Source organism: Bradyrhizobium sp. YR681 (assembly GCF_000282615.1).
Classification (GTDB): Bacteria; Pseudomonadota; Alphaproteobacteria; order Rhizobiales; family Xanthobacteraceae; genus Bradyrhizobium.
In genome coordinates this window covers 1-21,525 of the sequence record NZ_AKIY01000253.1, presented here as the reverse complement: position 1 = coordinate 21,525, position 21,525 = coordinate 1, and the positions used below count along the sequence as shown (strand labels likewise).

At 64.8% G+C, this 21,525-nt stretch carries 30 protein-coding genes; 18 read left to right on the top strand and 12 right to left on the bottom strand.

Annotation, left to right across the window (positions count from 1 at the left end; translation table 11 throughout):
- From PMI42_RS40290 to PMI42_RS27585, 5 genes are all read left to right on the top strand, one after another.
- A partial coding sequence (locus tag PMI42_RS40290; RefSeq protein WP_210160936.1) for a hypothetical protein occupies window positions 1-254 on the top strand: 254 nt, incomplete at its 5' end.
- A gap of 3 nt (window positions 255-257) precedes the next feature.
- A complete protein-coding gene (locus PMI42_RS27600) occupies window positions 258-641 on the top strand; it encodes a RidA family protein (RefSeq protein WP_008140331.1) in 384 nt (127 codons plus the stop codon).
- Window positions 642-788: 147 nt separating this feature from the next.
- Window positions 789-1,079 carry a hypothetical protein gene (locus PMI42_RS27595; protein WP_008140328.1) on the top strand — a complete coding sequence of 97 codons (291 nt, stop codon included), beginning with the start codon at window positions 789-791 and terminating at the stop codon, window positions 1,077-1,079.
- Window positions 1,080-1,318: 239 nt separating this feature from the next.
- Window positions 1,319-1,570 (top strand): hypothetical protein, encoded by a 252-nt coding sequence (locus tag PMI42_RS27590; RefSeq protein ID WP_008140327.1) that lies wholly within the window; start codon window positions 1,319-1,321, stop codon window positions 1,568-1,570.
- Window positions 1,571-1,663: 93 nt separating this feature from the next.
- The gene (locus PMI42_RS27585) at window positions 1,664-2,302 is read left to right on the top strand and encodes a hypothetical protein (RefSeq protein ID WP_008140324.1); all 639 of its coding nucleotides are present in this window, start codon (window positions 1,664-1,666) and stop codon (window positions 2,300-2,302) included.
- 8 nt (window positions 2,303-2,310) lie between these two features.
- Here PMI42_RS27585 and PMI42_RS27580 read toward each other — a convergent pair whose 3' ends face one another.
- Complete coding sequence (locus PMI42_RS27580; protein ID WP_008140322.1) at window positions 2,311-2,796, bottom strand: hypothetical protein; 486 nt, start codon at window positions 2,794-2,796, stop codon at window positions 2,311-2,313.
- Between the two features lie 111 nt (window positions 2,797-2,907).
- On the opposite strand from PMI42_RS27580, the gene PMI42_RS27575 reads away from it, so the two are divergent.
- The 3 genes from PMI42_RS27575 to PMI42_RS27565 all read left to right on the top strand — a co-directional run bounded on the left by PMI42_RS27575 (window position 2,908) and on the right by PMI42_RS27565 (window position 4,779).
- Window positions 2,908-3,675 carry an SDR family NAD(P)-dependent oxidoreductase gene (locus PMI42_RS27575; RefSeq protein WP_008140320.1) on the top strand — a complete coding sequence of 256 codons (768 nt, stop codon included), beginning with the start codon at window positions 2,908-2,910 and terminating at the stop codon, window positions 3,673-3,675.
- 198 nt (window positions 3,676-3,873) lie between these two features.
- Window positions 3,874-4,119 (top strand): helix-turn-helix domain-containing protein, encoded by a 246-nt coding sequence (locus PMI42_RS27570; RefSeq protein WP_008140319.1) that lies wholly within the window; start codon window positions 3,874-3,876, stop codon window positions 4,117-4,119.
- A gap of 144 nt (window positions 4,120-4,263) precedes the next feature.
- The gene (locus PMI42_RS27565) at window positions 4,264-4,779 is read left to right on the top strand and encodes a collagen-like domain-containing protein (RefSeq protein ID WP_008140316.1); all 516 of its coding nucleotides are present in this window, start codon (window positions 4,264-4,266) and stop codon (window positions 4,777-4,779) included.
- A gap of 3 nt (window positions 4,780-4,782) precedes the next feature.
- Here PMI42_RS27565 and PMI42_RS27560 read toward each other — a convergent pair whose 3' ends face one another.
- On the bottom strand, window positions 4,783-4,998 hold the full coding sequence (locus PMI42_RS27560; RefSeq protein WP_008140314.1) for a hypothetical protein: 216 nt from the start codon (window positions 4,996-4,998) through the stop codon (window positions 4,783-4,785).
- 97 nt (window positions 4,999-5,095) lie between these two features.
- Window positions 5,096-5,362 carry a DUF2277 domain-containing protein gene (locus PMI42_RS27555; protein WP_008140312.1) on the bottom strand — a complete coding sequence of 89 codons (267 nt, stop codon included), beginning with the start codon at window positions 5,360-5,362 and terminating at the stop codon, window positions 5,096-5,098.
- Between the two features lie 124 nt (window positions 5,363-5,486).
- Here PMI42_RS27555 and PMI42_RS27550 point away from each other — a divergent pair, with 124 nt between their 5' ends.
- The 3 genes from PMI42_RS27550 (at window position 5,487) to PMI42_RS27540 (ending at window position 7,715) form a co-directional block, all read left to right on the top strand.
- Complete coding sequence (locus PMI42_RS27550) at window positions 5,487-6,548, top strand: alpha/beta fold hydrolase (RefSeq protein ID WP_008140310.1); 1,062 nt, start codon at window positions 5,487-5,489, stop codon at window positions 6,546-6,548.
- A 133-nt stretch (window positions 6,549-6,681) separates the two neighbouring features.
- Window positions 6,682-7,035: a hypothetical protein gene (locus tag PMI42_RS27545; protein ID WP_008140308.1), complete on the top strand. Its 354-nt coding sequence runs from the start codon at window positions 6,682-6,684 to the stop codon at window positions 7,033-7,035.
- A gap of 77 nt (window positions 7,036-7,112) precedes the next feature.
- The gene (locus PMI42_RS27540) at window positions 7,113-7,715 is read left to right on the top strand and encodes a pyridoxamine 5'-phosphate oxidase family protein (RefSeq protein ID WP_008140305.1); all 603 of its coding nucleotides are present in this window, start codon (window positions 7,113-7,115) and stop codon (window positions 7,713-7,715) included.
- 69 nt (window positions 7,716-7,784) lie between these two features.
- On the opposite strand, the gene bfr is transcribed toward PMI42_RS27540, so the two are convergent.
- The 3 genes from bfr to PMI42_RS27525 form a co-directional block, all read right to left on the bottom strand.
- Window positions 7,785-8,273 (bottom strand): bacterioferritin, encoded by a 489-nt coding sequence (gene bfr, locus PMI42_RS27535; RefSeq protein WP_008140303.1) that lies wholly within the window; start codon window positions 8,271-8,273, stop codon window positions 7,785-7,787.
- Between the two features lie 133 nt (window positions 8,274-8,406).
- Window positions 8,407-8,679, bottom strand: coding sequence for a (2Fe-2S)-binding protein (locus PMI42_RS27530; RefSeq protein WP_008140302.1), 273 nt, complete (start codon window positions 8,677-8,679; stop codon window positions 8,407-8,409).
- 161 nt (window positions 8,680-8,840) lie between these two features.
- Complete coding sequence (locus PMI42_RS27525) at window positions 8,841-9,128, bottom strand: hypothetical protein (RefSeq protein ID WP_050994418.1); 288 nt, start codon at window positions 9,126-9,128, stop codon at window positions 8,841-8,843.
- 133 nt (window positions 9,129-9,261) lie between these two features.
- Here PMI42_RS27525 and PMI42_RS27520 point away from each other — a divergent pair, with 133 nt between their 5' ends.
- Together PMI42_RS27520 and PMI42_RS27515 are read left to right on the top strand one after the other, a co-directional pair.
- A complete protein-coding gene (locus tag PMI42_RS27520) occupies window positions 9,262-9,585 on the top strand; it encodes a hypothetical protein (protein ID WP_008140298.1) in 324 nt (107 codons plus the stop codon).
- A gap of 237 nt (window positions 9,586-9,822) precedes the next feature.
- The gene (locus PMI42_RS27515) at window positions 9,823-10,101 is read left to right on the top strand and encodes a hypothetical protein (RefSeq protein ID WP_008140295.1); all 279 of its coding nucleotides are present in this window, start codon (window positions 9,823-9,825) and stop codon (window positions 10,099-10,101) included.
- Between the two features lie 81 nt (window positions 10,102-10,182).
- On the opposite strand, the gene PMI42_RS27510 is transcribed toward PMI42_RS27515, so the two are convergent.
- Window positions 10,183-11,409, bottom strand: coding sequence for a lytic murein transglycosylase (locus PMI42_RS27510; protein ID WP_035966780.1), 1,227 nt, complete (start codon window positions 11,407-11,409; stop codon window positions 10,183-10,185).
- Window positions 11,410-11,416: 7 nt separating this feature from the next.
- Window positions 11,417-13,066 (bottom strand): energy-dependent translational throttle protein EttA, encoded by a 1,650-nt coding sequence (ettA, locus tag PMI42_RS27505; RefSeq protein WP_008140291.1) that lies wholly within the window; start codon window positions 13,064-13,066, stop codon window positions 11,417-11,419.
- A gap of 233 nt (window positions 13,067-13,299) precedes the next feature.
- Here ettA and PMI42_RS27500 point away from each other — a divergent pair, with 233 nt between their 5' ends.
- Window positions 13,300-13,515, top strand: coding sequence for a hypothetical protein (locus PMI42_RS27500; protein ID WP_008140289.1), 216 nt, complete (start codon window positions 13,300-13,302; stop codon window positions 13,513-13,515).
- A 156-nt stretch (window positions 13,516-13,671) separates the two neighbouring features.
- Window positions 13,672-14,634 (top strand): D-2-hydroxyacid dehydrogenase family protein, encoded by a 963-nt coding sequence (locus PMI42_RS27495; protein ID WP_008140285.1) that lies wholly within the window; start codon window positions 13,672-13,674, stop codon window positions 14,632-14,634.
- A 57-nt stretch (window positions 14,635-14,691) separates the two neighbouring features.
- On the opposite strand, the gene PMI42_RS27490 is transcribed toward PMI42_RS27495, so the two are convergent.
- Window positions 14,692-15,885 (bottom strand): L,D-transpeptidase family protein, encoded by a 1,194-nt coding sequence (locus PMI42_RS27490; RefSeq protein WP_008140282.1) that lies wholly within the window; start codon window positions 15,883-15,885, stop codon window positions 14,692-14,694.
- Between the two features lie 369 nt (window positions 15,886-16,254).
- On the opposite strand from PMI42_RS27490, the gene PMI42_RS27485 reads away from it, so the two are divergent.
- Window positions 16,255-16,971 (top strand): hypothetical protein, encoded by a 717-nt coding sequence (locus tag PMI42_RS27485; RefSeq protein WP_008140280.1) that lies wholly within the window; start codon window positions 16,255-16,257, stop codon window positions 16,969-16,971.
- A gap of 182 nt (window positions 16,972-17,153) precedes the next feature.
- On the opposite strand, the gene sseA is transcribed toward PMI42_RS27485, so the two are convergent.
- The 3 genes from sseA to PMI42_RS27470 all read right to left on the bottom strand — a co-directional run bounded on the left by sseA (window position 17,154) and on the right by PMI42_RS27470 (window position 19,827).
- Entirely contained in the window at window positions 17,154-18,005 is an 852-nt protein-coding gene (gene sseA, locus PMI42_RS27480) for a 3-mercaptopyruvate sulfurtransferase (RefSeq protein ID WP_008140278.1), read from the bottom strand.
- A gap of 200 nt (window positions 18,006-18,205) precedes the next feature.
- The gene (locus PMI42_RS27475) at window positions 18,206-18,619 is read right to left on the bottom strand and encodes a rhodanese-like domain-containing protein (protein WP_008140276.1); all 414 of its coding nucleotides are present in this window, start codon (window positions 18,617-18,619) and stop codon (window positions 18,206-18,208) included.
- 32 nt (window positions 18,620-18,651) lie between these two features.
- Window positions 18,652-19,827 (bottom strand): vWA domain-containing protein, encoded by a 1,176-nt coding sequence (locus PMI42_RS27470; protein ID WP_008140275.1) that lies wholly within the window; start codon window positions 19,825-19,827, stop codon window positions 18,652-18,654.
- A gap of 278 nt (window positions 19,828-20,105) precedes the next feature.
- Between PMI42_RS27470 and PMI42_RS27465 the strand changes: the two genes are divergently transcribed.
- Together PMI42_RS27465 and PMI42_RS27460 are read left to right on the top strand one after the other, a co-directional pair.
- Window positions 20,106-20,351 (top strand): GlsB/YeaQ/YmgE family stress response membrane protein, encoded by a 246-nt coding sequence (locus PMI42_RS27465; protein ID WP_008140274.1) that lies wholly within the window; start codon window positions 20,106-20,108, stop codon window positions 20,349-20,351.
- A 117-nt stretch (window positions 20,352-20,468) separates the two neighbouring features.
- On the top strand, window positions 20,469-21,311 hold the full coding sequence (locus PMI42_RS27460; protein WP_008140272.1) for an AAA family ATPase: 843 nt from the start codon (window positions 20,469-20,471) through the stop codon (window positions 21,309-21,311).
- Window positions 21,312-21,525 lie beyond the last annotated feature (214 nt).

Here is a 21,525-nt window from a genome sequence, read left to right as displayed (position 1 = left end):
CGCGGGGCATGACGGCGGAGTTTGGGGCTGCACACCGGCACCACCACCATCATGCCATTCTGCCCCTGTTTTGCCCGACGACGCAAGCAAAATATTTCGCTAATCCCGAATTCTGGAAAACGCCAATGATTTCCGCGCCGTTTCTACTGTGCATGGGGTTGTTTTCGCGTTTTTTGTTTGGCCCCTCTGCCAAGGCCGATTGCAACTCTCCCGCATGCCGCTACGCTGATGCGCCCCACGACGTTCCGAGGTGATCCATGCCGATCCAGCATTTCGCGCCCCCGCCGCATGTGAAAGCGCCGCCGCTGTCCTTTGCGACACGCGTCGGCGATCTCCTGTTCGTCTCCGGCATTCCCGGCTTCGACGCCCATGGCGCGCTGCCCGACGGCTTCGAGGCGCAGTTCGCCAATGTCGTCGTCAACGTCAAGCGCGTGCTGGACGAGGCCGGCGCGACCGTCCGCGACCTCGCCAAGGTCAACGTGCTGCTGACCCGCGCCTCAGACGTCGCCGCCATGAACGCGCTCTATGCCGGCGCCTTCGGCCCGCCGCCCTATCCTGCACGTACAACGTGCGTGGTGCAGGCGCTGCCCGATCCGAAGATGCTGATCGAGATCGAGGCGGTGGCCTCGCTTTCGAAGTGAGCTGCGCGTGTGACCTGCAGGGCACGCGGCCGAACCAAGTGGCCCGCGCCGTCTGACATATCCGTGAACGGCCGCTCCCCGGCTTGCCAAGGACCTGCTTTTACCGCACGAATTTTCGAGCCACACTTCCCCACAAGGAGATACTTCATGCGTCGCGTTCTCGCCCTCTGTGCCGTTGCCGGCATCGCAAGTTCCGTGCTTGCCATGCCCGCGTTCGCTCGTCCCGCCGCCCCGGTGTCCGCGTCCCCCGCGCCCGGCTATTACGTGATCCGCTGGGACAACACCGGCATTTGCCAGGTCTGGAACGAGCAGCTCCACTACAAGCCGCTCCAGTGGGGCCCCTCGACCTACAAGGTCGTCAGCAAGCCGGTCCCGACCTTCACCGCCGCCTCCGACATCCAGATCAAGCTGCGTGCCGAGCGCAGATGCGCGCTCTAGGCGTCGCGGACAAATCGGATTTTCCAGGGCGGGTCGCGCAAGCGATCCGCCCTTCTTCTTTGTGGCGGGCGGCCCTCGTTTTGCAGCCGAAGCCTGCATGTCCGGCACGCCCTGTTTGAACCTGATCGGCAGGCGGAACTACTCACGTCTTGTCCGGGGCGAGATCGCAAAAGCGCCCCGCACCACCCCTCCCCTCATTGTCGGGAGGCGCATCACATCTTTCATTTGAGGAGCTGATCATGCGTCGTATTTCCGTGCTGTGCGCTGCCGCCGGCCTTGCCATTGCGGCCTTCGCCGCCACCAGCCAGGCCGAAGCCGGCTATCATCTGATCCGCTGGCAGAACGGCGGCTTCTGCCAGATCTGGGACGAGAGCATCCCGACCACGCCGTGGCCCTCCGACTACGCCCGCGTCAGCGCCACCGTGCCGACCTTCGTCGATGCGCTCGCGCTGAAGGACCACGCGTTGAAGAACGGCCACTGCACCTGGTAGGATTCGATCGGCGGACGACAAGGGCCGGGCAAGGATGCGATGCTAGCATCCTTGCCCGCTCGCGTTTTTATCCAGCCCTTGCAGGATCGATCGATGCGCACGGCCATCACGGCGGCAGCCATCTTCGGCGTATCGCTCGCGCTCGTCTCAGCAGGCCGCGCGCAAGCTCCGCAATCCTTCCGCGTCATCTCGCCGATCTTCGGCCAGCTCGTCAGCTTTGCGATGCCGTCTCGTTTCGCGGCCGTGTACGAGAACACCAGGGGCGGCCACTACATCCGCGAAGCCGTGCGGAAGGGCGAAACGCCCGAGCGCTGGACCCAGATGATCACGGTCACGGGCGAGAAGGGCATGACGCTGACGCCGGGCGCGTCGCCGGAGATGCTCGCAGGCACCATCGCCGGCGGCTTCAAATCGGCCTGCCCCGACAGCTTTGCGGCCAATCCGCTCGGCGCCACCCATTTCGGCCGCTACGAGGGTTTCGTCGCGGTGATCGGCTGCGGCCGCATCGACAGCGGCCCGACCCGGCACAGCGAGACCGCGCTGCTGATCACGCTGAAGGGCGCGAGCGACTATTACACCATCCAATGGGCCGAGCGCGGCCCCGAGAGCGACGAGCCGCCGGTCAACGACGAACGCTGGCAGGCACGTCTGCGGGAGCTCAGCCCGATCGAGCTCTGCCCGATCGTCGCAGGGGAAGCCGCGCCCTATCCGAGCTGCGTGAGCAAGAGCTGAGGCGGCCTCTACGCGTCCTTGTGCGCGCCGGGATGGATCAGCAGGTCGCGCGCGGCGGCGAGGTCGATGAAGGCTTCCGCGCTGCCGCCGCGGTCGGGATGCATGCCCTTGGCGGCGCGGCGATAGGCCTGGTTGATGTCGTCGCAGGTGAGCTGCACCGCGAGCGGCAGGCCGAGCACCTTGCGGGCGCGATCTTCGCTCGACAGTTTCTTCGGCATGGCGTTGCGGCGACCGAAGCGCGGCGCGGTCAGGTCGTGAACGACGTCGAGGACCACCCCGATCCGGCGACGGGCCGCCAGCGTGACACCGTGATCGTCATTGGCCACGGCCTGACGCAGCACCGGCAGCGCCTGCTCGGCCGCCTGGCGCAACGTGGCGTCCGTGCTCATCCGCACGATCTCGGCCACGAGCCGGCCGGCCTCGGTCCAATCGGCAGGCTCCGCCGACCGCAGGCGCTCGAGCGCCAATTTCCAGGATTCAAGCCGTTCCATCATGCGCGCAACGTTTAGCAATGAAGATCAGTATGCCAAGGCCGCCGTTTCCGACCCCTTAATTTCGAGTTAGCCTTTCATGAAACTTCGAAACGAAATCGGGAGGAAATTGTCATGGCATTGCTCGCAAACCACATTGCCGTCGTCACGGGCGCCGGTTCCGGCATCGGCCGGGCGATCGCGGCCGGCTACGCCCGCGAAGGCGCGCAAGTGGTGCTGCTCGACGTCAACGCCGGCACGGCCGCGGAAGCCGCGCAGGAGATCTGCAAGACCGGCGGCAAGGCCGAGAGCTTCGCGCTCGACGTGACCAGGCGTGACGATTGTTTTGCGCTGGCCAAGCAGGTCGCGGAGAACGTTGGGCAAGTCTCGATCCTCGTCAACAATGCCGGCATCACCCGCCGCAACGCCTTCACCGCCGAGACCGAGACGGTGGCCAAGGACTGGAACGACATCATCTCGCTCAACCTCAACGGTGTCTTCAACGTGACGCAGGCGTTCCTTGCGCCCTTGCGCGCAGCCAAGGGCCGCATCGTCAATATCGGCTCGATCCAGTCCTTCGTGCATCTGCGCACGCCGAGCTCGGCGGCCTACACCACATCGAAGCACGGCGTGCTCGGCTTCACCAAGGCGCTCGCGGTCGAGCTCGGCAAGGAAGGCGTGCGCGTCAACGCGATCGGGCCCGGCTTCATCGAGACCAACATCAACGCCAATGTGCGCGCGACCAATCCGGCGCTGGTGCAGGCCTTCGTCGATCACACGCCGCTGGCGCGCACCGGCAAGCCCGAGGACATCGTGGGCCCCGCGATCTTCCTCGCCTCGGATCTGTCGGCCTACGTCACGGGCACGATCGTGATGGTCGACGGCGGGTATCGGACGGTCTGACGCCCGCGATCGTCCCGCATCGGCATGCATCCCGTGCCAATCGCGGCGCGATCGCGGCATTCCCAAGGTCAATTGGTGCGATCGCGCGGAATTAACCTTTCATTAACCAAACCCGCCCACCGTAGATCTACGGCCTGGGGGTCGTTTGTTCTCGATCCGCTTCCAGCGAAGGAAGCGGGCGTTGATCGGGGTGTGTTGATGACCACTGTTAATGTCGCGGCGCCGCAGGACGCACAATTCCTCGCTCCCAACCAGATCGTTCCGCTGCTGATCGGCGCAACCATTGGCGAGGTCGAGCGCGAGCTCGTGCTCCAGACGCTCGCCCGCTGCGACGGCAATCGCACCCGGGCATCGCGCGTGCTCGGCCTGTCGGTGCGCACGCTGCGCAACAAGATCAGGATCTACGCTGCGTCCGGCATCGATGTGCCCGCCTATCACGATTAGCGCGTGACGACGCGACCGATCAGTCCGCAGGCGAGAACCGCGCCGCGGATTGATGTTGATCGAGCTTGTCGCGATGCGCCGGCGGAATTGCTGCTGTCGTCAAACGCCGCTAAGTAGCTTGCTTCCGGTCAAGGGAGCAGTTGCGTGGCAGACGAACAGGGACGGCAGGGACCTCCGGGTCCGCGTGGGCGGCAGGGTGAGCCGGGACGGCCGGGGCCGCAGGGTCATCCGGGCAAGCGGGGGCCGGACGGCGCGCGCGGCAAGCCGGGACCGCAGGGCAAGCCTGGACCGATCGGAAAGACGGGACCGCTGGGCAAGGCCGGCCCGCAGGGCAAGCCGGGCGAAGCAGGTCCGCGTGGAGCTGCCGGCGCGCAGGGACCTATGGGACCGCAGGGGCCGGTGGGGCCGCAAGGTCCGCGCGGCGAAGCCGGGCCGCCCGGCCAGCTGCCGTCGATCGAGCAGGTGCTGCCGTGGCTCGAGCAGCTCTTCGACGCCTGGGACGAGCGCCGCCGCCAGCGCGAGCGCGAAGCCGCCGAGCGCGAAGCGCTGGAGGCCGCCGTGCAGGAAGCTGACGAGCCGATCGTCGACGACGAGGAGAGCGAAGGCGACGCCGAGCACAAGAAAAAGAAGAAAAGGAAGAAGCACGGCCACAAGGACTAGCGACTACTTGGCCTGGTCCTCGCGTCGCGGCAGCATGCCCATGCGCTCGAACTGCCAGCGCATGGCGCGGTACCAGAGATAGCCGACCCCCGCGCCGCATAGCGCCAGGATGACGACGTTCGCGCTCGAGAACGAGCCGCTCCACCACATCATCCACGCGGTCCACAGCAGCGTGAAGACGATGGCACCTGCTTTGAGTGGAAGAAGGGAACGGCTCATGGTCGTGCTCCGGGCTGACAAAACCCCGGCGGACATCATTGCAAATTGAGACGTCCCGTACCGTGAGCCAGATCACGGAGCAGACGACCGAGACCGCCTAACCGAACCGCAGCCGCGAACGCTCCTTTGCCTTTTCCGCCTCGACCTCGCGGTCGCGCGCCGGCGCATGGGTATGCAGCGAGGTCAGCAGTTTTCGCGCCGCTTCCGACACCTCTGCCACAGCGCGGTCGAACGCGGCCTCGTTGGCCTGCGACGGCTTGTTGAAGCCGGACAGTTTGCGCACGAACTGGAGCGCACTGGCGTGGATCTCCTCCTCCGTCGCCGACGGCTCGAAGTTGAACAGCGTCTTGATGTTGCGGCACATCCGATCTCTCCCGTGTTTCCTTCCAGGACGATTTCCGAAGCGTGAATCCTACATCCTTCTCCACATTTCTGCTAAGTTCCGGCCAACGCGGCCACCGATGACGAGCCGCAACGGGGAGAGAAACATGAAGGCATCCTGCGCCGCACTGTCGGCCATTCTGCTGTCCATTTCGACGTCCGCCATGGCTGCCGATTATCCGGCACCCAGGCAGGGCGACTGGATCGCCAAAGACTTCAAATTCCACACCGGCGAGACCTTGCCCGAATTGAAGCTGCATTACACCACCGTCGGCGAGCCATCGGGCCAGCCGGTGCTGGTCCTGCACGGAACCGGCGGCTCGGGCGCGAGCATGCTGTCACCCGCCTTCGCCGGCGAGCTGTTCGGCGCCGGGCAGCCGCTCGACGCGTCCAAATATTACATCATCATTCCCGACAGCATCGGCCATGGCAAATCGTCGAAACCGTCCGACGGCATGAAGACCGTCTTTCCGAAATACGATTACGACGACATGGTCGAGGCGCAGTACCGCCTCGTGACGGAGGGCCTCGGCGTCAAGCATCTGCGGCTCGTCATCGGCAATTCAATGGGCGGCATGCACACCTGGCTGTGGGGCGAGAAATATCCGAAGGCGATGGACGCGCTGATCCCGATGGCCTCGCAGCCGACCGAGATGGCGTCGCGCAACTGGATGCTGCGACGGATCATGCTCGACACCATCCGCAACGATCCCGACTACAATGGCGGCACCTACACCAGCCAGCCGCGCATGATGAAATACGCCGTCACCGCCTACGGCATCGCCAGCATCGGCGGCACGCTGGCCTATCAGTCGCAGGCGCCGACCGCGGCCAAGGCCGACAAGATCGTCGACGAGCGCCTTGCAACACCGATCACGGCGGATGCCAACGACTTCGTCTACCAGTGGGAATCCTCGCACGACTACGACGCTGCCGGAAAGCTGGAGGCAATCGAAGCCTCGCTGCTGCTGATCAATTCCGCCGACGACGAGCGCAACCCGCCCGAGACAGGCCTCACGGACGCGGCGATCAAGCGGGTCAAGAACGGCAAGCTGTATCTCATCCCCGCCAGCACCGAGACGCGCGGCCACGGCACCACCGGCAATGCAAAGTTCTACAGCGAGCAGATCAGGCAATTGCTGCAAACCGCGCCGCAACGGACGATGTAAGACGCGACCTCGTCATATCGCAATGCATCATGTGCGGCGCCTCTCGCGCCGCATATTATTTGAGCATGCAATGCGCCGGCGGCTCGGGCTTAATCGCACCAACGATACGAATCGGAACGCGACGGAGGATTGCATGCACAGGCTCGCGCTGTGCGTCTGGCTGGCCGCGACGATGGCGCTGACGAGCGCCGCGTTCGCGTTCGACAACGGGCAATACGACCACGTCCCGCCCGACATTCGCGCCTGGTTCAAGAGCGTGATCGCGCCGAACGGCGTGCCCTGCTGCGACATTTCCGACGGCCATCGCACCGACTACGATGTGCGGCGCGGCACCTATTGGGTGCCGATCGAGGGACAGTGGATGGAGGTGCCCGAACGCGCCATCATCCGCGATCGCGGCAATCCGGTCGGGCAAGCCGTGGTGTGGTACGTCCACCACCGCGGCACGATCATCATCAGCTGCTTCGTGCCGGCCGACGCGGTGTAAGGCGACTTGATGGATTCCATTGGCTGGAGTCGGCGCGATCGGGTAGCTTGACGCCAGGCTGATACGGAGGCACCCCGTTGACCGATCTTTGCGCCGAAGACCTCGCCACCATCTATGCCAAGCCGAGCCCACGCGTGATCGCGAAGGCACGCCCCGCGATCGACACGCATGCGAAGAAGTTCATCGAGATGTCGCCGTTCTGCGTGCTCGCGACATCGGGCGCCGACGGCAGCGTCGACGCCTCGCCGCGCGGCGGCGGCATCGGCTTCGTCCACGTCGCCGGTCCCAACCAGCTGCTGATGCCCGACCGCTCCGGCAACAACCGGATCGATAGCTTTCGCAACGTCGTCGAAGGCTCGGGCTTCGTGCATCTGCTGTTCTTCGTGCCCGGCATCGACGAGACGTTGCGCGTCGGCGGGCGCGGCACGCTGTCGGCCGATCCGGATCTGCTGGCCTCGATGGTGGAATTCGGCAAGCCGCCGCGCGCGGTGCTGAACGTCGCCGTCAGCGAAGTCTACTTCCACTGCGGCAAGGCGCTGATGCGCTCAAAGCTGTGGTCGCCGGAGAAGGTGCAGCGCTCGGTGATGCCGAGCATCGGCCAGGTCATTCACGACCAGACGGGCCTCGGCGAACCGGAGAGCCAGGAACTCGTGGAAGAGCGCTACAAGACGCAGCTGTAGATGGTGCCCAAAAACAATCGTCCCGGCTTTCGCCGGGACGACACGGGAGTACGCGGCTAACCCGGGAGCTCAGTGCCCCTCGCCCTCGAGCCCGCCGACGTGCTTCTGGGTGTAGAGCTCGAGGCCGATGCGGCCGATCAAATCGAGCTGCGTTTCGAGGAAGTCGATGTGGTGCTCCTCGTCGCTCATCAGCTTCTCGAACAGGTCACGTGTGACGTAGTCCTTGGCGCTGTTGCAGTAGCCGGCCGCCTCCTGGTAGAGCGCCCGCGCACTCATCTCGGCTGCGAGATCGCACTCGATGATCTCCTTGACGTTCTGGCCGATGCGCAAGGGATCGAGCACCTGCATGTTCGGGAAGCCGTCGAAGAACAGGATCCGCTCGGTGAGCTTGTCGGCGTGCTCCATCTCCTCGATGGACTCCTTGCGCCAGACCTTGGCCATTTCCCGCAGGCCCCAATTGTCGAGGAAGCGGTAGTGCAGCCAGTACTGGTTGATCGCAGTCAGCTCGTGACGCAGTGCCTTGTTGAGATAGTCGATGACTTTTGCGTCGCCCTGCATGGTTCACTCCAGCTCTTGCAGTCCAAATCGGCCCTAAACCGAATTTAGAACGCTTCTAAATCAGTTTACGAATGAGAGCAACCAGCTACGGGGACGCAGCCGGGGAAAAGCTCAGCCGACGATGGGGAAAGTTTCAGCAGGCAGCCAAGGCGAACTGGACGGGCTCGGCCGTCTCATCATTGGCGGCCACGGTGTGGCTGTGCGGGCAGCCGGAGCAGCAGGACTTCGCACAGGGGCCAAGTGCTTCGTCGATGATGGTCTTGATGGTGCGGGCGCAGCGGCCGCATTCGGCGCTACAGCCGAGGCAGCCATACACCTGCTTGGCATGACGCACGGCATCGTCGGACTCGGCGACGGCGGCGCGGATGTCGTCATCGCTCAGCACGTTACAGGAACAAACGATCATGGAAGCGGCAGGCCCTTCGGTGATGCGCCATCATCGATATTTAACGGGCCGTCCGGATGCAAAGGGAAAAACCGGTATTTGAAGCTATTCCAAACTAGCCGGAAAACAGCCTAGAACGGCTCTAAAATAGGGTATTGCGCTGGATCAAGAGAACCGTGGAGCTAGTCGCCACCGCCGCCTCCACCACCATCACCGCCGCCGCAATCCCCGCCGCTGCTGCCGCTATCGCTGCTGGAGCAGGCATCGGTCGAGCTTCCCGAACTGTCGCTTGAAAACCAGTTCCCCAGCGAGAAGCCGTCGCTCGTGCCGGAATAGCTATCGCCGCCATCACTCCCTGCCCCTGCCCGCGAACGACGGCCGCGGTTCTGGATGTGACTGAACCAGCCATAGCCGATCGCAAGGACAATCCCGGCAGCAATCAGAGCGTTGATCATCGCGTTGCCCATCATCGCCTCCCCGGCGAGGCTCGATCCATATCAATTGGTCGCACCCGGCAAAGGTGCCGTTCATTGATCGTTCAAGCGAAGTATGGAACTCTGGTCCCCAAACAGTTCCCGCGTGTTGATGCAAAGGGTCAAACCGATGAAGAAGTCGCTTCTGGCAGTTGCTGCCATCGCCACCCTGGCCCTGACGGCCGGGACGCCCGCCCATGCGCAGCGCGGTGTCGCGGCCGGCGTGGCAGCCGGGATCATCGGCGGCGCCATTGTCGGTGGCGCGCTGGCCTCCCCGTATTATTACGGACCCGGCCCCGGCTATTATGAACCGGGCTATTACCCGCCCCGCTATTACGCGCCGGGTCCGGGCTATGTCGCCGACGACTATTATGGCGGCGGCTGCGTCTGGCAGAAGCAGCGCTTCTGGGACGGCTATGCCTGGCGCGTCCGCCGCGTCCGCGTCTGCGGCTGACACACCGTGAAACGGTTCGCTTGAACAAGTCGTTTGGGCCGGTTCACTACGGATGCGCCGTTCATCTCAAGGCCCGAAAAACACCGCTTTTTCGCGTCACAGCTCCGTGTGCGTTTACCGTGGATTGACCATTTGCGCGCTTCCTAGCTGCAAGGCCAATTCCATCAGAGTGTGCGTGAACCTTTGAACCCCGGACGCCTCTAACAAGGTGATCCATCTCCCAGGAGAGCCAAGAGCATGAAGAAGACTTTAGTTGCCGCCCTCACGGTTGCGACGGTCGCCGGTTCGCTGGTGACTGCCATGCCGTCCGCGAAGGCCCATGACGGCGTCGGCGCCGGCATCGCAGCCGGCCTGATCGGCGGAGCCATCGTCGGCGGCGCGATCGCGTCGAGCCGTCCGGCCTATGGCGGCCCCGTTTACGTGGCCGAGCCCCCGCCGCCCCCCTGCTACTGGCAGCGCCAGCGTTATTGGGATGGTTACGGCTGGGTCGTGCGCCCGGTTCGCGTTTGCTACTGATCTGATCGCCTTGGCGCATTTGCGCCGCGATTGAGAAGCCCGGCCGAGACCATCGGCCGGGCTTTTTCTTTTGATCTCGCGCTATCGCGCCGCCTGGATCGAGCGCAGCACCTCTTCGCTCGGCCAGCAATCGACCTTCAGCCCTGCCGATTTCTGATAAGCGCCGAGCGCGGCGCGCGTCTGCATGCCGGCCTTGCCGTCGATCTTGTCCTTGTAAAGCCCGACGCGCGTCAGCCCACGCTGCATGGTCTCGACATCTTTCGTGCGCAACTGCTTCGAAGCCGCCCACGGTGTTGCGAACGGCAGCGGGCTCGTCATGCGGTCAGCGAGATGGCCGACGAACAGCACGTAGAGGTCGGAGAAATTGTATTCCTTGATGACGAAGTAGTTCTTCGTGGTCAGGAACGACGGGCCGTAGATGCCCTCCGGCTGGAGCAGCGAGGCCGGCTGCGCCTGCTCGGCCGCGCTCAGCTTCTGTCGACGCACCGGCACGAAGCCTTCGCGCAACCATTGACCGATCGGCTTCGTCACTTCGGGCACGCCGGTGGTGCAATCGACCTTCGCCGGCGCCTGCACCTCGTAGGCCCAGCGCACGCCGCTCTGCCAGCCCTTGTTGACGAGCTGTTGCGCGGCCGAGGCGAGCGCATCCGGCACCGAATGCCAGATGTCGATGCGGCCGTCGCCGTCGAAATCGACGCCATGCTTGTAATATTCCGACGGCAGGAACTGCGTGAGCCCGGTCGCGCCGGCCCAGGACGAGCGCATGTCCTTGCGCGTCACCACGCCCTCGCCGAGGATTTTCAGCGAGAGAATGAACTCGTTGCGATAGGTGTCCTTGCGGCGTCCGACATAGGCCTGCGTCGCCAGCACACGGACCAGATCATAAGGCAGCGTGTAGCGGCCATAGTCGGTCTCGCGGCCCCAGATCGCGAGCATGACGGTCGCGGGCACACCGGAGCTCTTCTCGATCTCGGTGAGCGCCGGACGATATTTTTGCAGCAGCCGCTGCCCCTCGCCGGCAAGGCGCGCGATCGAGGCGTCCTTGACGTAGTCCGCCGGCACCTGCACGAACTCGGCCTGCGACGGCGCGCCGGTCGCGGGCCGTCCGGGCAGGATCAGATCGGGCAGCTTGTAATCAGGCTCGAGCCCGCGCGCCTCTCGGTCGAACGTCGCGCGCGACACGCCGGCGGCCTGAGCCTCCGGCCAGAGCGAGGCGATGAACTGCGTGAAGACCGCGTCAGCAGCGCGGGCGGACGACCAGCCGCAGGTGACCATGATCACCGCAGCGATGAGCGCCCGCCGCATCATGCCGCCATCACCGCGTCAGCTTCTTGTACTTCACGCGATGCGGAATGATGCTGTCCTGGCCGAGCCGGCGCATCTTGTCCTTCTCGTAGTCCTGGAAGTTGCCTTCGAACCATTCGACGTGGCTCTCGCCCTCGAAGGCCAGGATGTGGGTCGCGATGCGGTCGAGGAACCAGCGATCATGGCTGATGATGACGGCGCAGCCGGCAAAATCCTCCAGCGCCTCTTCGAGCGCGCGCAGCGTGTCGACGTCGAGATCGTTGGTCGGCTCGTCCAGCAGCAGGACGTTGGCGCCGGACTTCAGCATCTTGGCCAGATGCACGCGGTTGCGTTCACCGCCGGAGAGCGCGCCGACCTTCTTCTGCTGGTCGGCGCCCTTGAAGTTGAACGACGAGCAGTAACCGCGCGAGTTCACTTCCTTCTTGCCGAGCAGGATCAGCTCGTTGCCGCCGGAGATCTCCTCCCACACGTTCTTGTTGCCGTCGAGCGCGTCGCGCGACTGGTCGACATAGCCAAGATGCACGGTCTCGCCGACCGTGATGGTGCCCTTGTCCGGCGTTTCCTGCTTGGTGATCATCTTGAACAGGGTGGTCTTGCCGGCGCCGTTGGCGCCGATCACGCCGACAATGCCGCCGGGCGGCAGCTTGAAGGTGAGATCGTCGATCAACAGGCGATCGCCATAGCCTTTGCTGAGCGCTTCGAAATCGACCACGTTGGCGCCGAGCCGCTCGGCGACGGGAATGATGATCTGCGCGGTCTGGGTCTGCTTCTCGCTCGCCTGCTTGAGCAGTTCCTCGTAGCGCTGGTAGCGCGCTTTGGACTTGGCCTGGCGTGCCTTCGGCGAGGACGCGACCCATTCCTGCTCGCGCGCGATCGTCTTCTGATGCGCGGCGTCCTCGCGTCCCTCCTGCTCCAGCCGCTTCTGCTTCTGCAGCAGCCAGGACGAGTAATTGCCCTCGTAGGGAATGCCCTTGCCGCGGTCGAGCTCGAGAATCCAGCTCGTGACGTTGTCGAGGAAGTAGCGATCGTGGGTGACGATCAGGATCGCGCCGGGATAGTTGCGCAGATGGCCTTCCAGCCACGACACGGATTCGGCGTCGAGATGGTTGGTCGGCTCGTCGAGCAGCAGCAGTTCGGGCTGGTCGAGCAACAGCTTGCACAGCGCAACGCGGCGGCGCTCACCGCCGGAGAGTTTGGTGACGTCGGCATCGTCGGGCGGGCAGCGCAGCGCGTCCATGGCCTGGTCGACCTTGCTGTCGAGATCCCAGAGGCCCTGGGCCTCGATCTCGTCCTGCAGCTTGGTCATCTCGTCGGCGGTCTCCTCGGAATAGTTCATCGCCAGCTCGTTGTAGCGATCGAGGATGGCCTTCTGCTTGGCGACGCCGAGCATGACGTTCTCGCGCACCGAAAGTTTGGGATCGAGCTGCGGTTCCTGCTCGAGGTAGCCGACGCGCGCACCCTCGGCGACCCAGGCCTCGCCGGTGTAGTCCTTGTCGAGGCCCGCCATGATCTTGAGCAGGGTCGACTTACCCGAGCCGTTGACGCCGAGCACGCCGATCTTGGCGTCCGGGTAAAAGCTCAGGCGGATGTTGTCGAGCACCTTGCGGGTCGGGTAGCTCTTGGTCAGGCCGTCCATGAAGTAGACAAATTGGCGCGCCATGGGTCCCGTGAAACCTTCGATTTGAGGAGATTTGCTTAGCCAGCGATGTAGCGATCCCGCTCCCAAAGGGCAATGTTTTCCCTCCGTTCACCACGGATGAATACGGGACGGACACCATCCGGACCCCGATCCGGACAATTGAAACCATCTTTTAATAAATCAGGCCAAAGCTCGGTTTCGCGCGGAAACAGCGCCACCCGCTCAGAACGAGGGGGAGCACAGCGAGGCCCATCATGGCTCTGACCGAGACCCATTCTCTTCCTGTTCCGGCAGAAGCCGGCGGCACCTCCGCGCTCGTCTCGGAGATCAAGGGCTTCTGGAAGCGCTTCTTCGCCACCGCCTTCAACCCCTACCGGCCCGAGCTGCACTACATGCGCGGCCCCGGCCCCGCCTGGCGCGCCAAACACGGCATGGATGCCCCGCTCCGGCTGAAGCCCCGCGACCTCTGAGCCCTCGCCTTATCAGATTCTTGCCTATCGGATTTTTGAAGACGCAGGCGGCTTGCGCGCCGTCTGATTGCGCGTAACCATGGCCCGGTTCCGACGATGGCGCCCCCGCCCGCGCCGTCACCTCTCGCCGTCAACTCTGGCCCTGGATGAACGCTGATGACGCGGCTGCGCTGTGCAATTCTCGACGACTATTTCGACCTCGCCCTCGACGTCGCCGACTGGCAGAAACTGTCCGATCGCGTCGATGTCACCGTGTTCAGCCATCCCTTCGCTTCCGAGCAGGCCGCTGCCAGCGCATTGGCGGATTTCGACATTGTCTGCGCAATGCGCGAGCGCACCGCGTTCCCCAAAGGCCTGTTCGCGCGCCTGCCGAAGCTGAAGCTGCTCCTGACCTCAGGCATGCGCAACGCCTCGATCGACATGGAGGCCGCGAAGGCGCAAGGCATCGCCATCGGCGGCACGCAATATTCCCGCGATCCGACCGCGCCCCTCACCATGGGCCTGATCCTGGAACTGACCCGCGGCATCGGCCGCGAGAACGCGCGCATGCATGCGGGCGAGCCCTGGCAGACCTTTGCCGGCGTCGAGATCGAGGGGATGACGCTCGGCGTTGTCGGGCTCGGCAAGCTCGGCAGCAAGATGGCTGGCATTGCCAAGGCCTTCGGCATGAACGTGATCGCCTGGAGCCCGAACCTGACGCCGGAGAAGTGCCAGGCTGCCGGTGTCGGCTATGCCACCAAGGAGGAGCTGTTCGCCAAGGCCGACATCATCACCATCCATGTGGTGCTGAGCGAGCGTTCGCGCGGTCTGGTGGGCCGCGACGATCTTGCGCGGATGAAGCCGACCGCCTTCCTCGTCAACACCGCGCGCGGGCCCATTGTCGATGAGGCGGCGCTGCTCGAGGCCCTGCAGCAGCGGAAGATCGCGGGCGCCGGCATCGACGTGTTCTCGGTCGAGCCGCTGCCGGTCGACCATCCCTTCCGCAAGCTCGACAATCTCGTGCTGACGCCGCATCTCGGCTACGCGACCGAGGACGGCCTGCGCATCCATTACGGCCAGATGGTCGAGGCAATCGACGCCTTCACCAAGGGCGGCGAGTTGCCGCGGAAGCTCGCCTGAAACGACAAGGGCGTGCCGACGGCACGCCCTTCGCAAATCTGAATGGCCTCGTCGCGCCTAGCGCACGGTGACCGGCGCGGGCAGCGGCGGCACCACGGTCGGCTGGGTGCCCGGAACGGGCCCAGCCTGCGCGGCCATCGGAGCGGGCCCGGCAGTGCCCGGCGTCGGCGCGGCCGATGCGGTCGCCGTTCCCGGCGGCGGGCCACCGGGCATCACCACCACGCGGGTGCCGACCTTGACGCGGTCGAACAGGTCCGAGACATCCTCGTTCAGCATACCGATACAGCCGGACGACACGAACTTGCCGATCGTCGAGGGCTGGTTGGTGCCGTGGATGCGGTAGACGGTCGAGCCGAGATACATCGCACGGGCGCCGAGCGGATTGCCGGGGCCGCCGGCCATGAAGCGCGGCAGATAGGGCTGGCGCTCGATCATCTCCGTCGGCGGATGCCAATCCGGCCACTCGGCCTTGCGGGTGATCTTCTGCACACCGGTCCAGGTGAAGCCGTCGCGGCCGACACGGACGCCGTAGCGGATCGCACGGCCATTGCCGAGCACGTAGTAGAGGTAAGTGTTCGGAGTATCGACGATGAGCGTTCCGGCCGGCTCCTTCGTCGCCAGCGAGACTTCCTGACGGCGCAGGTTCGGCGACAGCTGCGCCGGGGCGGCGTCGGGCTGCTCCTCGGGCGGCAGCGAGGCGATCGCCATCGGCCGGCCATCGGCACCGACGGGCGGCTGGCCGGACTGGACCGTTCCGGTCGCGGCGGGACCACCGACGGCCTCAGGCGGACGCAGGCCGTCCCTGCCGGGGGCCTGAGCCGGACGATCGGCATAGATCACCGCGGGCGGGCCGGCGGGGCGGCCGTAGCGGGGATCGTCGGGCGACATCACGGGGCCCTGCGCGGGCGCAGCCGAATACACCGGCGGAGCGCCGGCGGGGCGGCCATAACGCGGGTCGTCCGGCGACATCACCGGCCCCTGCGGCGGGGCAGCGGAATAAACGGGGGGACCAGCCGGGCGGCCATAGCGCGGATCGTCGGCCGGGCCGGGCGGCGGCAGCGAGGCCTGCGGCATCGCGTCGTCTTCGTCCTCCAGCGCGTCGAAACTCGGCGCGCGGTCACCGGGGCGATATTCGGCCGGCGCGCCATAGCTCGGCGCCTGCTGGACCGGATAGCTCTGGGCCTGTGCGAGCGAGGTTCCCGCCGCAGCGACTGTTGCGGCAGCGCATATCGTCAGAAAATGTTTGATCATCATCGCTCTTGTATAGCCCCGGGGCCCATCCGGACCGTTAACGGCCAGATGACCGAAGATAGCGGCACATTCAAGACAATGCAGGCTGATTTGTGCCTGATTGAGCGATTTGTGATGCAAGCTCACACCGTTGCTCCGTTGCATCACGGGGGCGAAAATCGCTTCACGCCGTAGATTGCCGGAGTCCTCGGCCCCGAATTTTACGGAACGACGCGGAATCGTTGCGATATGTTCGAATCAGCCTGATTCGCCGCCGCTTTGAGCACCGATCCCCCGCGTGGCGAACGCGGCAAGCAGTACCGTCACCGCGTTCAGATGGCTCTTGGGCCCTGGCACCAACCGCCGGGGCGGAAATTTGTAACCCGTCCGATGCTTCCCGGCTTTCGCTTCCTGTTTGCCGCGATCCTGCTGTCAACCTCCATCCTGGTGTTCGGCCTAGGGGCCGCCTCGCTGCTGCGGGCGACCCATCAGCAGTATGTCAGCGCGCCTCCCTGGCGGAACGGCCCGCAGGAGCAGGTGTTTGCGCAGGCTCCCGAGCCGGTGCTGGCGGCCTTGCGCGCGGAGCCCGAGCCTGCCGAGCCCACCGCGCCGTCACTGCGCGACCAGGTGCCGACGATCGGACTGCCTGCGAGCGAGTCCGAGCAGGCTGCCGCGGTGACGACCGAGACACAGCCGCAGACCGCCGAGGCCGCGCCTCCGGCTGCCGAACCAGCCAAATCCGAGATCAAGTCCGAGACGACGGTGGTGGCCGCGGCAGCAGCGCCGACCGACACGCTCACCCCTGCCGACACCACCGCAACGATCCCCGAGGCCAAGCCTGCCGCAACGACCCCCGACGCACCGCGATCCCCGGCCCCGGTGCAGGCATCGCGCGTGGCGGACATTGCAGCAGCCAGAATGGCCGCGCTGAACGACCTCGCGCCGGCGAAGACCAAGGCCGACAGCAAGGCGGCCAAGCCCCGCGCGGACAAGCCGAAGAAGCGCCGTCGCATCGTGCGGCGCCCGCCGCCACAACAGCTCAACCAGGCGCTCGATCCGTTCGGACAGCCGCAGCAGACGCTCGCGACGACGACGCGCCCGCGCTGATCTTGCTTCACCTCTCCTCGCTTGCGGGGAGAGGTCGGAATACGCGCGAAGCGCGGATTCCGGGTGAGGGGTACAGGTCCCTCGATTATCTCATCGCGTGGAGAGAGGCCCCTCACCCCAACCCTCTCCCCGTAAGAACGGGGCGAGGGAGCGCATCTTCAGCGCGGCAAATATCGCACTGTTCACGCCGGCCCGGTCGCGATCGGTGGACCTTTCTCCTGGCCCCATTCCGACCATGAGCCGTCATAGAGCGCGGTGTCGGTGATCCCCAGGCGATAGAGCGCAAGCGTCAGCACGCCGGCCGACACGCCGGAGCCGCAGCTCGTCACGATCGGCGCATCGAGCTTGACGCCGGCATTCGCGAAGGCGGCGCGCAGATCCTCGAGCGGCTTCATCGTGCCGGTCGCGGCGTCGAACAGCTGGTTATAGGGCACGTTGCGCGCGCCGGGGATGTGGCCGGAGCGGATGCCCGCACGCGGCTCGGGGGCGCGGCCCTCGAAACGATCGGCGGCGCGCGCGTCGATCACCTGCTCCTTGCTGCTTTCCACGTTGGCGACGAGCTGCTGCATGCTGCGCACGCGCCTTGAATCGTAGCTCGCCTTGAACGTCGCCGGCTGCGGCTTCACTTCGCCGCTCTCGACGGGACGGCCCTCGGCGCGCCACTTCTTCAGACCGCCATTGAGGATGCGCACATTGCTGTGGCCGAAGGCGAGGAACATCCACCATGCACGGGGCGCTGCGACCCAGCCGCCGGCGTCGTAGAGCACGACGGTGTCGGCGTTGGAGATGCCGAGTTGGCCTGCGTCACGGCCGAACTGCTCGGCGCTCGGATACATGTGCGGCAGCGGGTTGGAGTGGTCCGACACCGCATCGACGTCGAAGAACACACCACCCGGCAGGTGCGCGGCGAGATAGTCGTCCTTCGGCAGCGGCAGCACGCCGGGGAGCTTGAAGCTGGCGTCGAGGACTTTGACGTTGGCGTCGTTGATGTGGGCGGCGAGCCATTCGGTGGAGAGGAGGGGGTCGGTGGTCATTGGCTTTTCCTTGCAGTCATTCCGAGGGCGCGCACCGCGCGAGTGAGATTGAAGCAGCGCACGTCAAACTCAGCTGTCATCGCCCGGCTTGACCGGGCGATCCAGTACTCCGAGACGGCTGTGATTCAACGGATAGGCCGCGGCGTACTGGATTCCCCGCTTTCGCGGGGAATGACGGTGGAGAGAGCGGTGATTACCCCTCACCCCTTCTTCTTCGGCTCCCACGCTTCCGTCGGACCGCCGGCATCGCGCCAGGCGGCGTAGCCGCCGGCGATGTGGGCGACGGGTTTCAAGCCCATGTCCTGCGCGGTCTTGGCGGCGAGTGCGGAGCGCAGGCCGCCGGCGCAATGGAAGACGAACTTCTTGTCTTCCTGGAACACCGGCTTCGCATACGGGCTCTGCGGATCGATCCAGAATTCGAGCATGCCGCGGGTGCAGGCGAACGCGCCGGGGATGCGGCCGTCGCGCTCGATCTCGCGGGGATCGCGGATGTCGACGATGACGACGTCGCCGTTCTTGGAGATCTCGATGGCGTCCTTGGCGTTGAGCGTCTCGATCTCGGCATTGGCCTCGTCAATCAGCGCCTTGATGCCGCGGGTGATGGTCTGGGGCATGTGGTTCTCCCTCTTGTCGGCCGCACGCGCAGCTAGTGCGTCAATTCCTTCATCGCACCTTCCAGTCCCTCGATGGTGATCGGGTACATGCGGTTCGCAAAGATGCGTTTGATGATGGTGGTCGATTCCGAATAGTCCCAGTGCTTCTGCGCGACCGGATTGAGCCACACCGTATGCGGATAGGTGCGGATGATGCGATCGAGCCAGACCGAGCCGGGCTCCTCGTTGACGTGCTCGACCGAGCCGCCGGGCACCATGATCTCGTAAGGGCTCATCGAGGCGTCGCCGACGAACACGACCTTGTAGTCGTGCGGGTATTTGTGCAGCACGTCCCAGGTCGGCGTGCGGTCGGTGAAGCGGCGCTTGTTCTGCTTCCACACGCCTTCATAGAGGCAGTTGTGGAAGTAGAAATACTCCATGTGCTTGAACTCGCTCTTCGCCGCCGAGAACAGCTCCTCGACCTGCTCGATATGCGAATCCATGGAGCCGCCGATGTCGAAGAACACCAGCAGCTTCACCGCATTGCGCCGCTCGGGGCGCATGTGGACGTCGAGATAGCCGTGATTGGCGGTCTCGCGGATCGTCGTGTCGAGATCGAGTTCATCCGGCGCGCCGGTGCGCGCGAATTTGCGCAGGCGGCGCAGCGCGACCTTGATGTTGCGGATGCCGAGCTCGACATTGCCGTCGAGGTCCTTGAACTCGCGCTTGTCCCACACCTTCACGGCGCGGTTGTTGCGGTTCTTCTCCTGGCCGATGCGGACGCCTTCGGGATTGTAGCCGTGGGCGCCGAACGGCGAGGTGCCTGCCGTGCCGATCCATTTCGAGCCGCCCTGGTGACGGCCCTTCTGCTCCTCGAGCCGCTTCTTCAGCGTCTCCATGAGCTTGTCCCAGCCCATGGCCTCGATCTGCTTCTTCTCTTCCTCGCTGAGGTACTTTTCGGCGAGCTTCTTCAGCCACTCCTCGGGGATCTCCGCCTTCTCCATGGCGTCGAGCAGGTTTTCCAGCCCCTTGAAGACCGTGCCGAAGACGCGGTCGAACTTGTCGAGGTTGCGCTCGTCCTTCACCAGCGAAGTGCGCGACAGATAGTAGAAATTCTCGACCGAATAGTCCGACAGATCAGCGTCGAGCGCCTCCATCAGCGTGAGGTATTCGCGCAGCGTCACGGGGACCTGCGCATCGCGCAGAGAGGTGAAGAATTGCAGGAACATGGGTGACAGATTGCCCGTCGGGGGACGAACGTCAAGAGGCGCTGCTTCACCTCTCCCGGAGGGAGAGGTCGGCACGTAGTGCCGGGTGAGGGGTTTCGCTCTCTCGTGGGACCTGCGCCCCCTCACCCGGATCGCGCCGGACGATGCTTCGCATCGCCGGGAGCGATCCGACCTCTCCCCGTCGGGGAGAGGTGAAGCGACATCGCACGCTCGGCTAGACCGGGAGGCTTTTTGCTCTAAAATTGGGGCCCTCCGGGGTCGTTTTGGGGACGTTTGCAATGGGAATTCTCGCAGCACTCATCATAGGTGCGATCGCCGGCTGGCTCGCCGGCAAGATTGTCCACGGGGCGGGATTTGGGCTGATCGGCAACATCGTCGTCGGCATCATCGGCGCGCTGGTCGCCGGCTGGATCCTGCCTCAGCTGCACATCCAGCTCGCCACCGGCACGATCGGCGCCATCGTGGATGCCACCATCGGCGCGGTGATTGTGCTCGTCATCCTTTCGCTGATAAAACGGGTCTGAAAGCCTGACCGAACCAGGAACGGCCGCCATGAGCGGCCGTTCCCATGTCGCGACCGGGGCCAAGAACTTGGCAATGACGATGGCAATGCCCGGGACGACGACCAACAAGGACGCGCAATGAAATTTACCGGCACCAAGGACTATGTTGCGACCGACGATCTCAAGGTCGCCGTCAATGCCTCGATCGTGCTGGAGCGCCCGCTCCTCATCAAGGGCGAGCCCGGCACCGGCAAGACGGTGCTGGCCGAGGAAGTGGCGAAGGCCCTGAACGCACCGCTTTTGACCTGGCACATCAAGTCCACCACCAAGGCGCAGCAGGGCCTGTACGAATACGACGCGGTGTCGCGGCTGCGCGACAGCCAGCTCGGCGATGCGCGTGTGTCGGACATCAAGAACTACATCAAGCGCGGCAAGCTGTGGGAAGCCTTCACCGCCGAGCAGCGCCCGGTGCTCCTGATCGACGAGATCGACAAGGCCGACATCGAATTCCCCAACGATCTCTTGCTCGAGCTCGACCGCATGGAATTCCATGTCTACGAGACCGGCGAGACGATCAAGGCCAAGCAGCGCCCGATCATGATGATCACCTCCAACAACGAAAAGGAGCTGCCGGACGCCTTCCTGCGCCGCTGCTTCTTCCACTACATCAAGTTTCCGGATGCCGACACGATGGGCCGCATCGTCGACGTCCACTTCCCCGGCATCAAGAAGCGCCTGGTCGAGGAAGCGCTGCGCATCTTCTTCGAGGTCCGCGAAGTGCCGGGCCTGAAGAAGAAGCCCTCCACGTCCGAGTTGCTCGACTGGCTCAAGCTGCTGCTCAACGAAGACATGAGCGTCGAGCAGCTCCGCGAACGCGACCCGCGCAAACTGATCCCGCCGCTGCACGGCGCGCTGCTGAAGAACGAGCAGGACGTGCACCTGTTCGAGCGGCTGGCGTTCTTGAGCCGACGGGAAGTGTAGGCCTCTCGTGTCCCGGACGCGCTGCAGTGCCGTAGGGCGGGCAAAGGCGCAAAGCGCCGTGCCCACCATTCGGTAGCGATACACAAGGCCGTGGGCACGCTTCGCTTTGCCCACCCTACGATATCGAGTGTGTGGCAAGCTCTCTCCACGTCATTGCGAGGAGCGTAGCGACGAAGCAATCCAGAATCCCTCTGCGGAAAGACTCTGGATTGCT

What these genes read in the sequence shown, in the direction of transcription:
- PMI42_RS27485 (WP_008140280.1), top strand. Translation starts at nt 16,255, where the DNA reads ATGCTTCCCGGCTTTCGCTTCCTGTTTGCCGCGATCCTGCTGTCAACC.
- PMI42_RS27515 (WP_008140295.1), top strand. Translation starts at nt 9,823, where the DNA reads ATGAAGAAGACTTTAGTTGCCGCCCTCACGGTTGCGACGGTCGCCGGT.
- bfr (WP_008140303.1), bottom strand. Translation starts at nt 8,273, where the DNA reads ATGCAGGGCGACGCAAAAGTCATCGACTATCTCAACAAGGCACTGCGT.
- PMI42_RS27470 (WP_008140275.1), bottom strand. Translation starts at nt 19,827, where the DNA reads ATGTTCCTGCAATTCTTCACCTCTCTGCGCGATGCGCAGGTCCCCGTG.
- PMI42_RS27490 (WP_008140282.1), bottom strand. Translation starts at nt 15,885, where the DNA reads ATGATCAAACATTTTCTGACGATATGCGCTGCCGCAACAGTCGCTGCG.
- PMI42_RS27520 (WP_008140298.1), top strand. Translation starts at nt 9,262, where the DNA reads ATGAAGAAGTCGCTTCTGGCAGTTGCTGCCATCGCCACCCTGGCCCTG.
- PMI42_RS27500 (WP_008140289.1), top strand. Translation starts at nt 13,300, where the DNA reads ATGGCTCTGACCGAGACCCATTCTCTTCCTGTTCCGGCAGAAGCCGGC.
- PMI42_RS27460 (WP_008140272.1), top strand. Translation starts at nt 20,469, where the DNA reads ATGAAATTTACCGGCACCAAGGACTATGTTGCGACCGACGATCTCAAG.
- PMI42_RS27560 (WP_008140314.1), bottom strand. Translation starts at nt 4,998, where the DNA reads ATGAGCCGTTCCCTTCTTCCACTCAAAGCAGGTGCCATCGTCTTCACG.
- PMI42_RS27545 (WP_008140308.1), top strand. Translation starts at nt 6,682, where the DNA reads ATGCACAGGCTCGCGCTGTGCGTCTGGCTGGCCGCGACGATGGCGCTG.
- PMI42_RS27495 (WP_008140285.1), top strand. Translation starts at nt 13,672, where the DNA reads ATGACGCGGCTGCGCTGTGCAATTCTCGACGACTATTTCGACCTCGCC.
- PMI42_RS27570 (WP_008140319.1), top strand. Translation starts at nt 3,874, where the DNA reads ATGACCACTGTTAATGTCGCGGCGCCGCAGGACGCACAATTCCTCGCT.
- ettA (WP_008140291.1), bottom strand. Translation starts at nt 13,066, where the DNA reads ATGGCGCGCCAATTTGTCTACTTCATGGACGGCCTGACCAAGAGCTAC.
- PMI42_RS27600 (WP_008140331.1), top strand. Translation starts at nt 258, where the DNA reads ATGCCGATCCAGCATTTCGCGCCCCCGCCGCATGTGAAAGCGCCGCCG.
- PMI42_RS27555 (WP_008140312.1), bottom strand. Translation starts at nt 5,362, where the DNA reads ATGTGCCGCAACATCAAGACGCTGTTCAACTTCGAGCCGTCGGCGACG.
- PMI42_RS27550 (WP_008140310.1), top strand. Translation starts at nt 5,487, where the DNA reads ATGAAGGCATCCTGCGCCGCACTGTCGGCCATTCTGCTGTCCATTTCG.
- PMI42_RS27585 (WP_008140324.1), top strand. Translation starts at nt 1,664, where the DNA reads ATGCGCACGGCCATCACGGCGGCAGCCATCTTCGGCGTATCGCTCGCG.
- PMI42_RS27525 (WP_050994418.1), bottom strand. Translation starts at nt 9,128, where the DNA reads ATGATGGGCAACGCGATGATCAACGCTCTGATTGCTGCCGGGATTGTC.
- PMI42_RS27590 (WP_008140327.1), top strand. Translation starts at nt 1,319, where the DNA reads ATGCGTCGTATTTCCGTGCTGTGCGCTGCCGCCGGCCTTGCCATTGCG.
- PMI42_RS27595 (WP_008140328.1), top strand. Translation starts at nt 789, where the DNA reads ATGCGTCGCGTTCTCGCCCTCTGTGCCGTTGCCGGCATCGCAAGTTCC.
- PMI42_RS27475 (WP_008140276.1), bottom strand. Translation starts at nt 18,619, where the DNA reads ATGCCCCAGACCATCACCCGCGGCATCAAGGCGCTGATTGACGAGGCC.
- PMI42_RS27510 (WP_035966780.1), bottom strand. Translation starts at nt 11,409, where the DNA reads ATGATGCGGCGGGCGCTCATCGCTGCGGTGATCATGGTCACCTGCGGC.
- sseA (WP_008140278.1), bottom strand. Translation starts at nt 18,005, where the DNA reads ATGACCACCGACCCCCTCCTCTCCACCGAATGGCTCGCCGCCCACATC.
- PMI42_RS27530 (WP_008140302.1), bottom strand. Translation starts at nt 8,679, where the DNA reads ATGATCGTTTGTTCCTGTAACGTGCTGAGCGATGACGACATCCGCGCC.
- PMI42_RS27575 (WP_008140320.1), top strand. Translation starts at nt 2,908, where the DNA reads ATGGCATTGCTCGCAAACCACATTGCCGTCGTCACGGGCGCCGGTTCC.
- PMI42_RS27465 (WP_008140274.1), top strand. Translation starts at nt 20,106, where the DNA reads ATGGGAATTCTCGCAGCACTCATCATAGGTGCGATCGCCGGCTGGCTC.
- PMI42_RS27580 (WP_008140322.1), bottom strand. Translation starts at nt 2,796, where the DNA reads ATGATGGAACGGCTTGAATCCTGGAAATTGGCGCTCGAGCGCCTGCGG.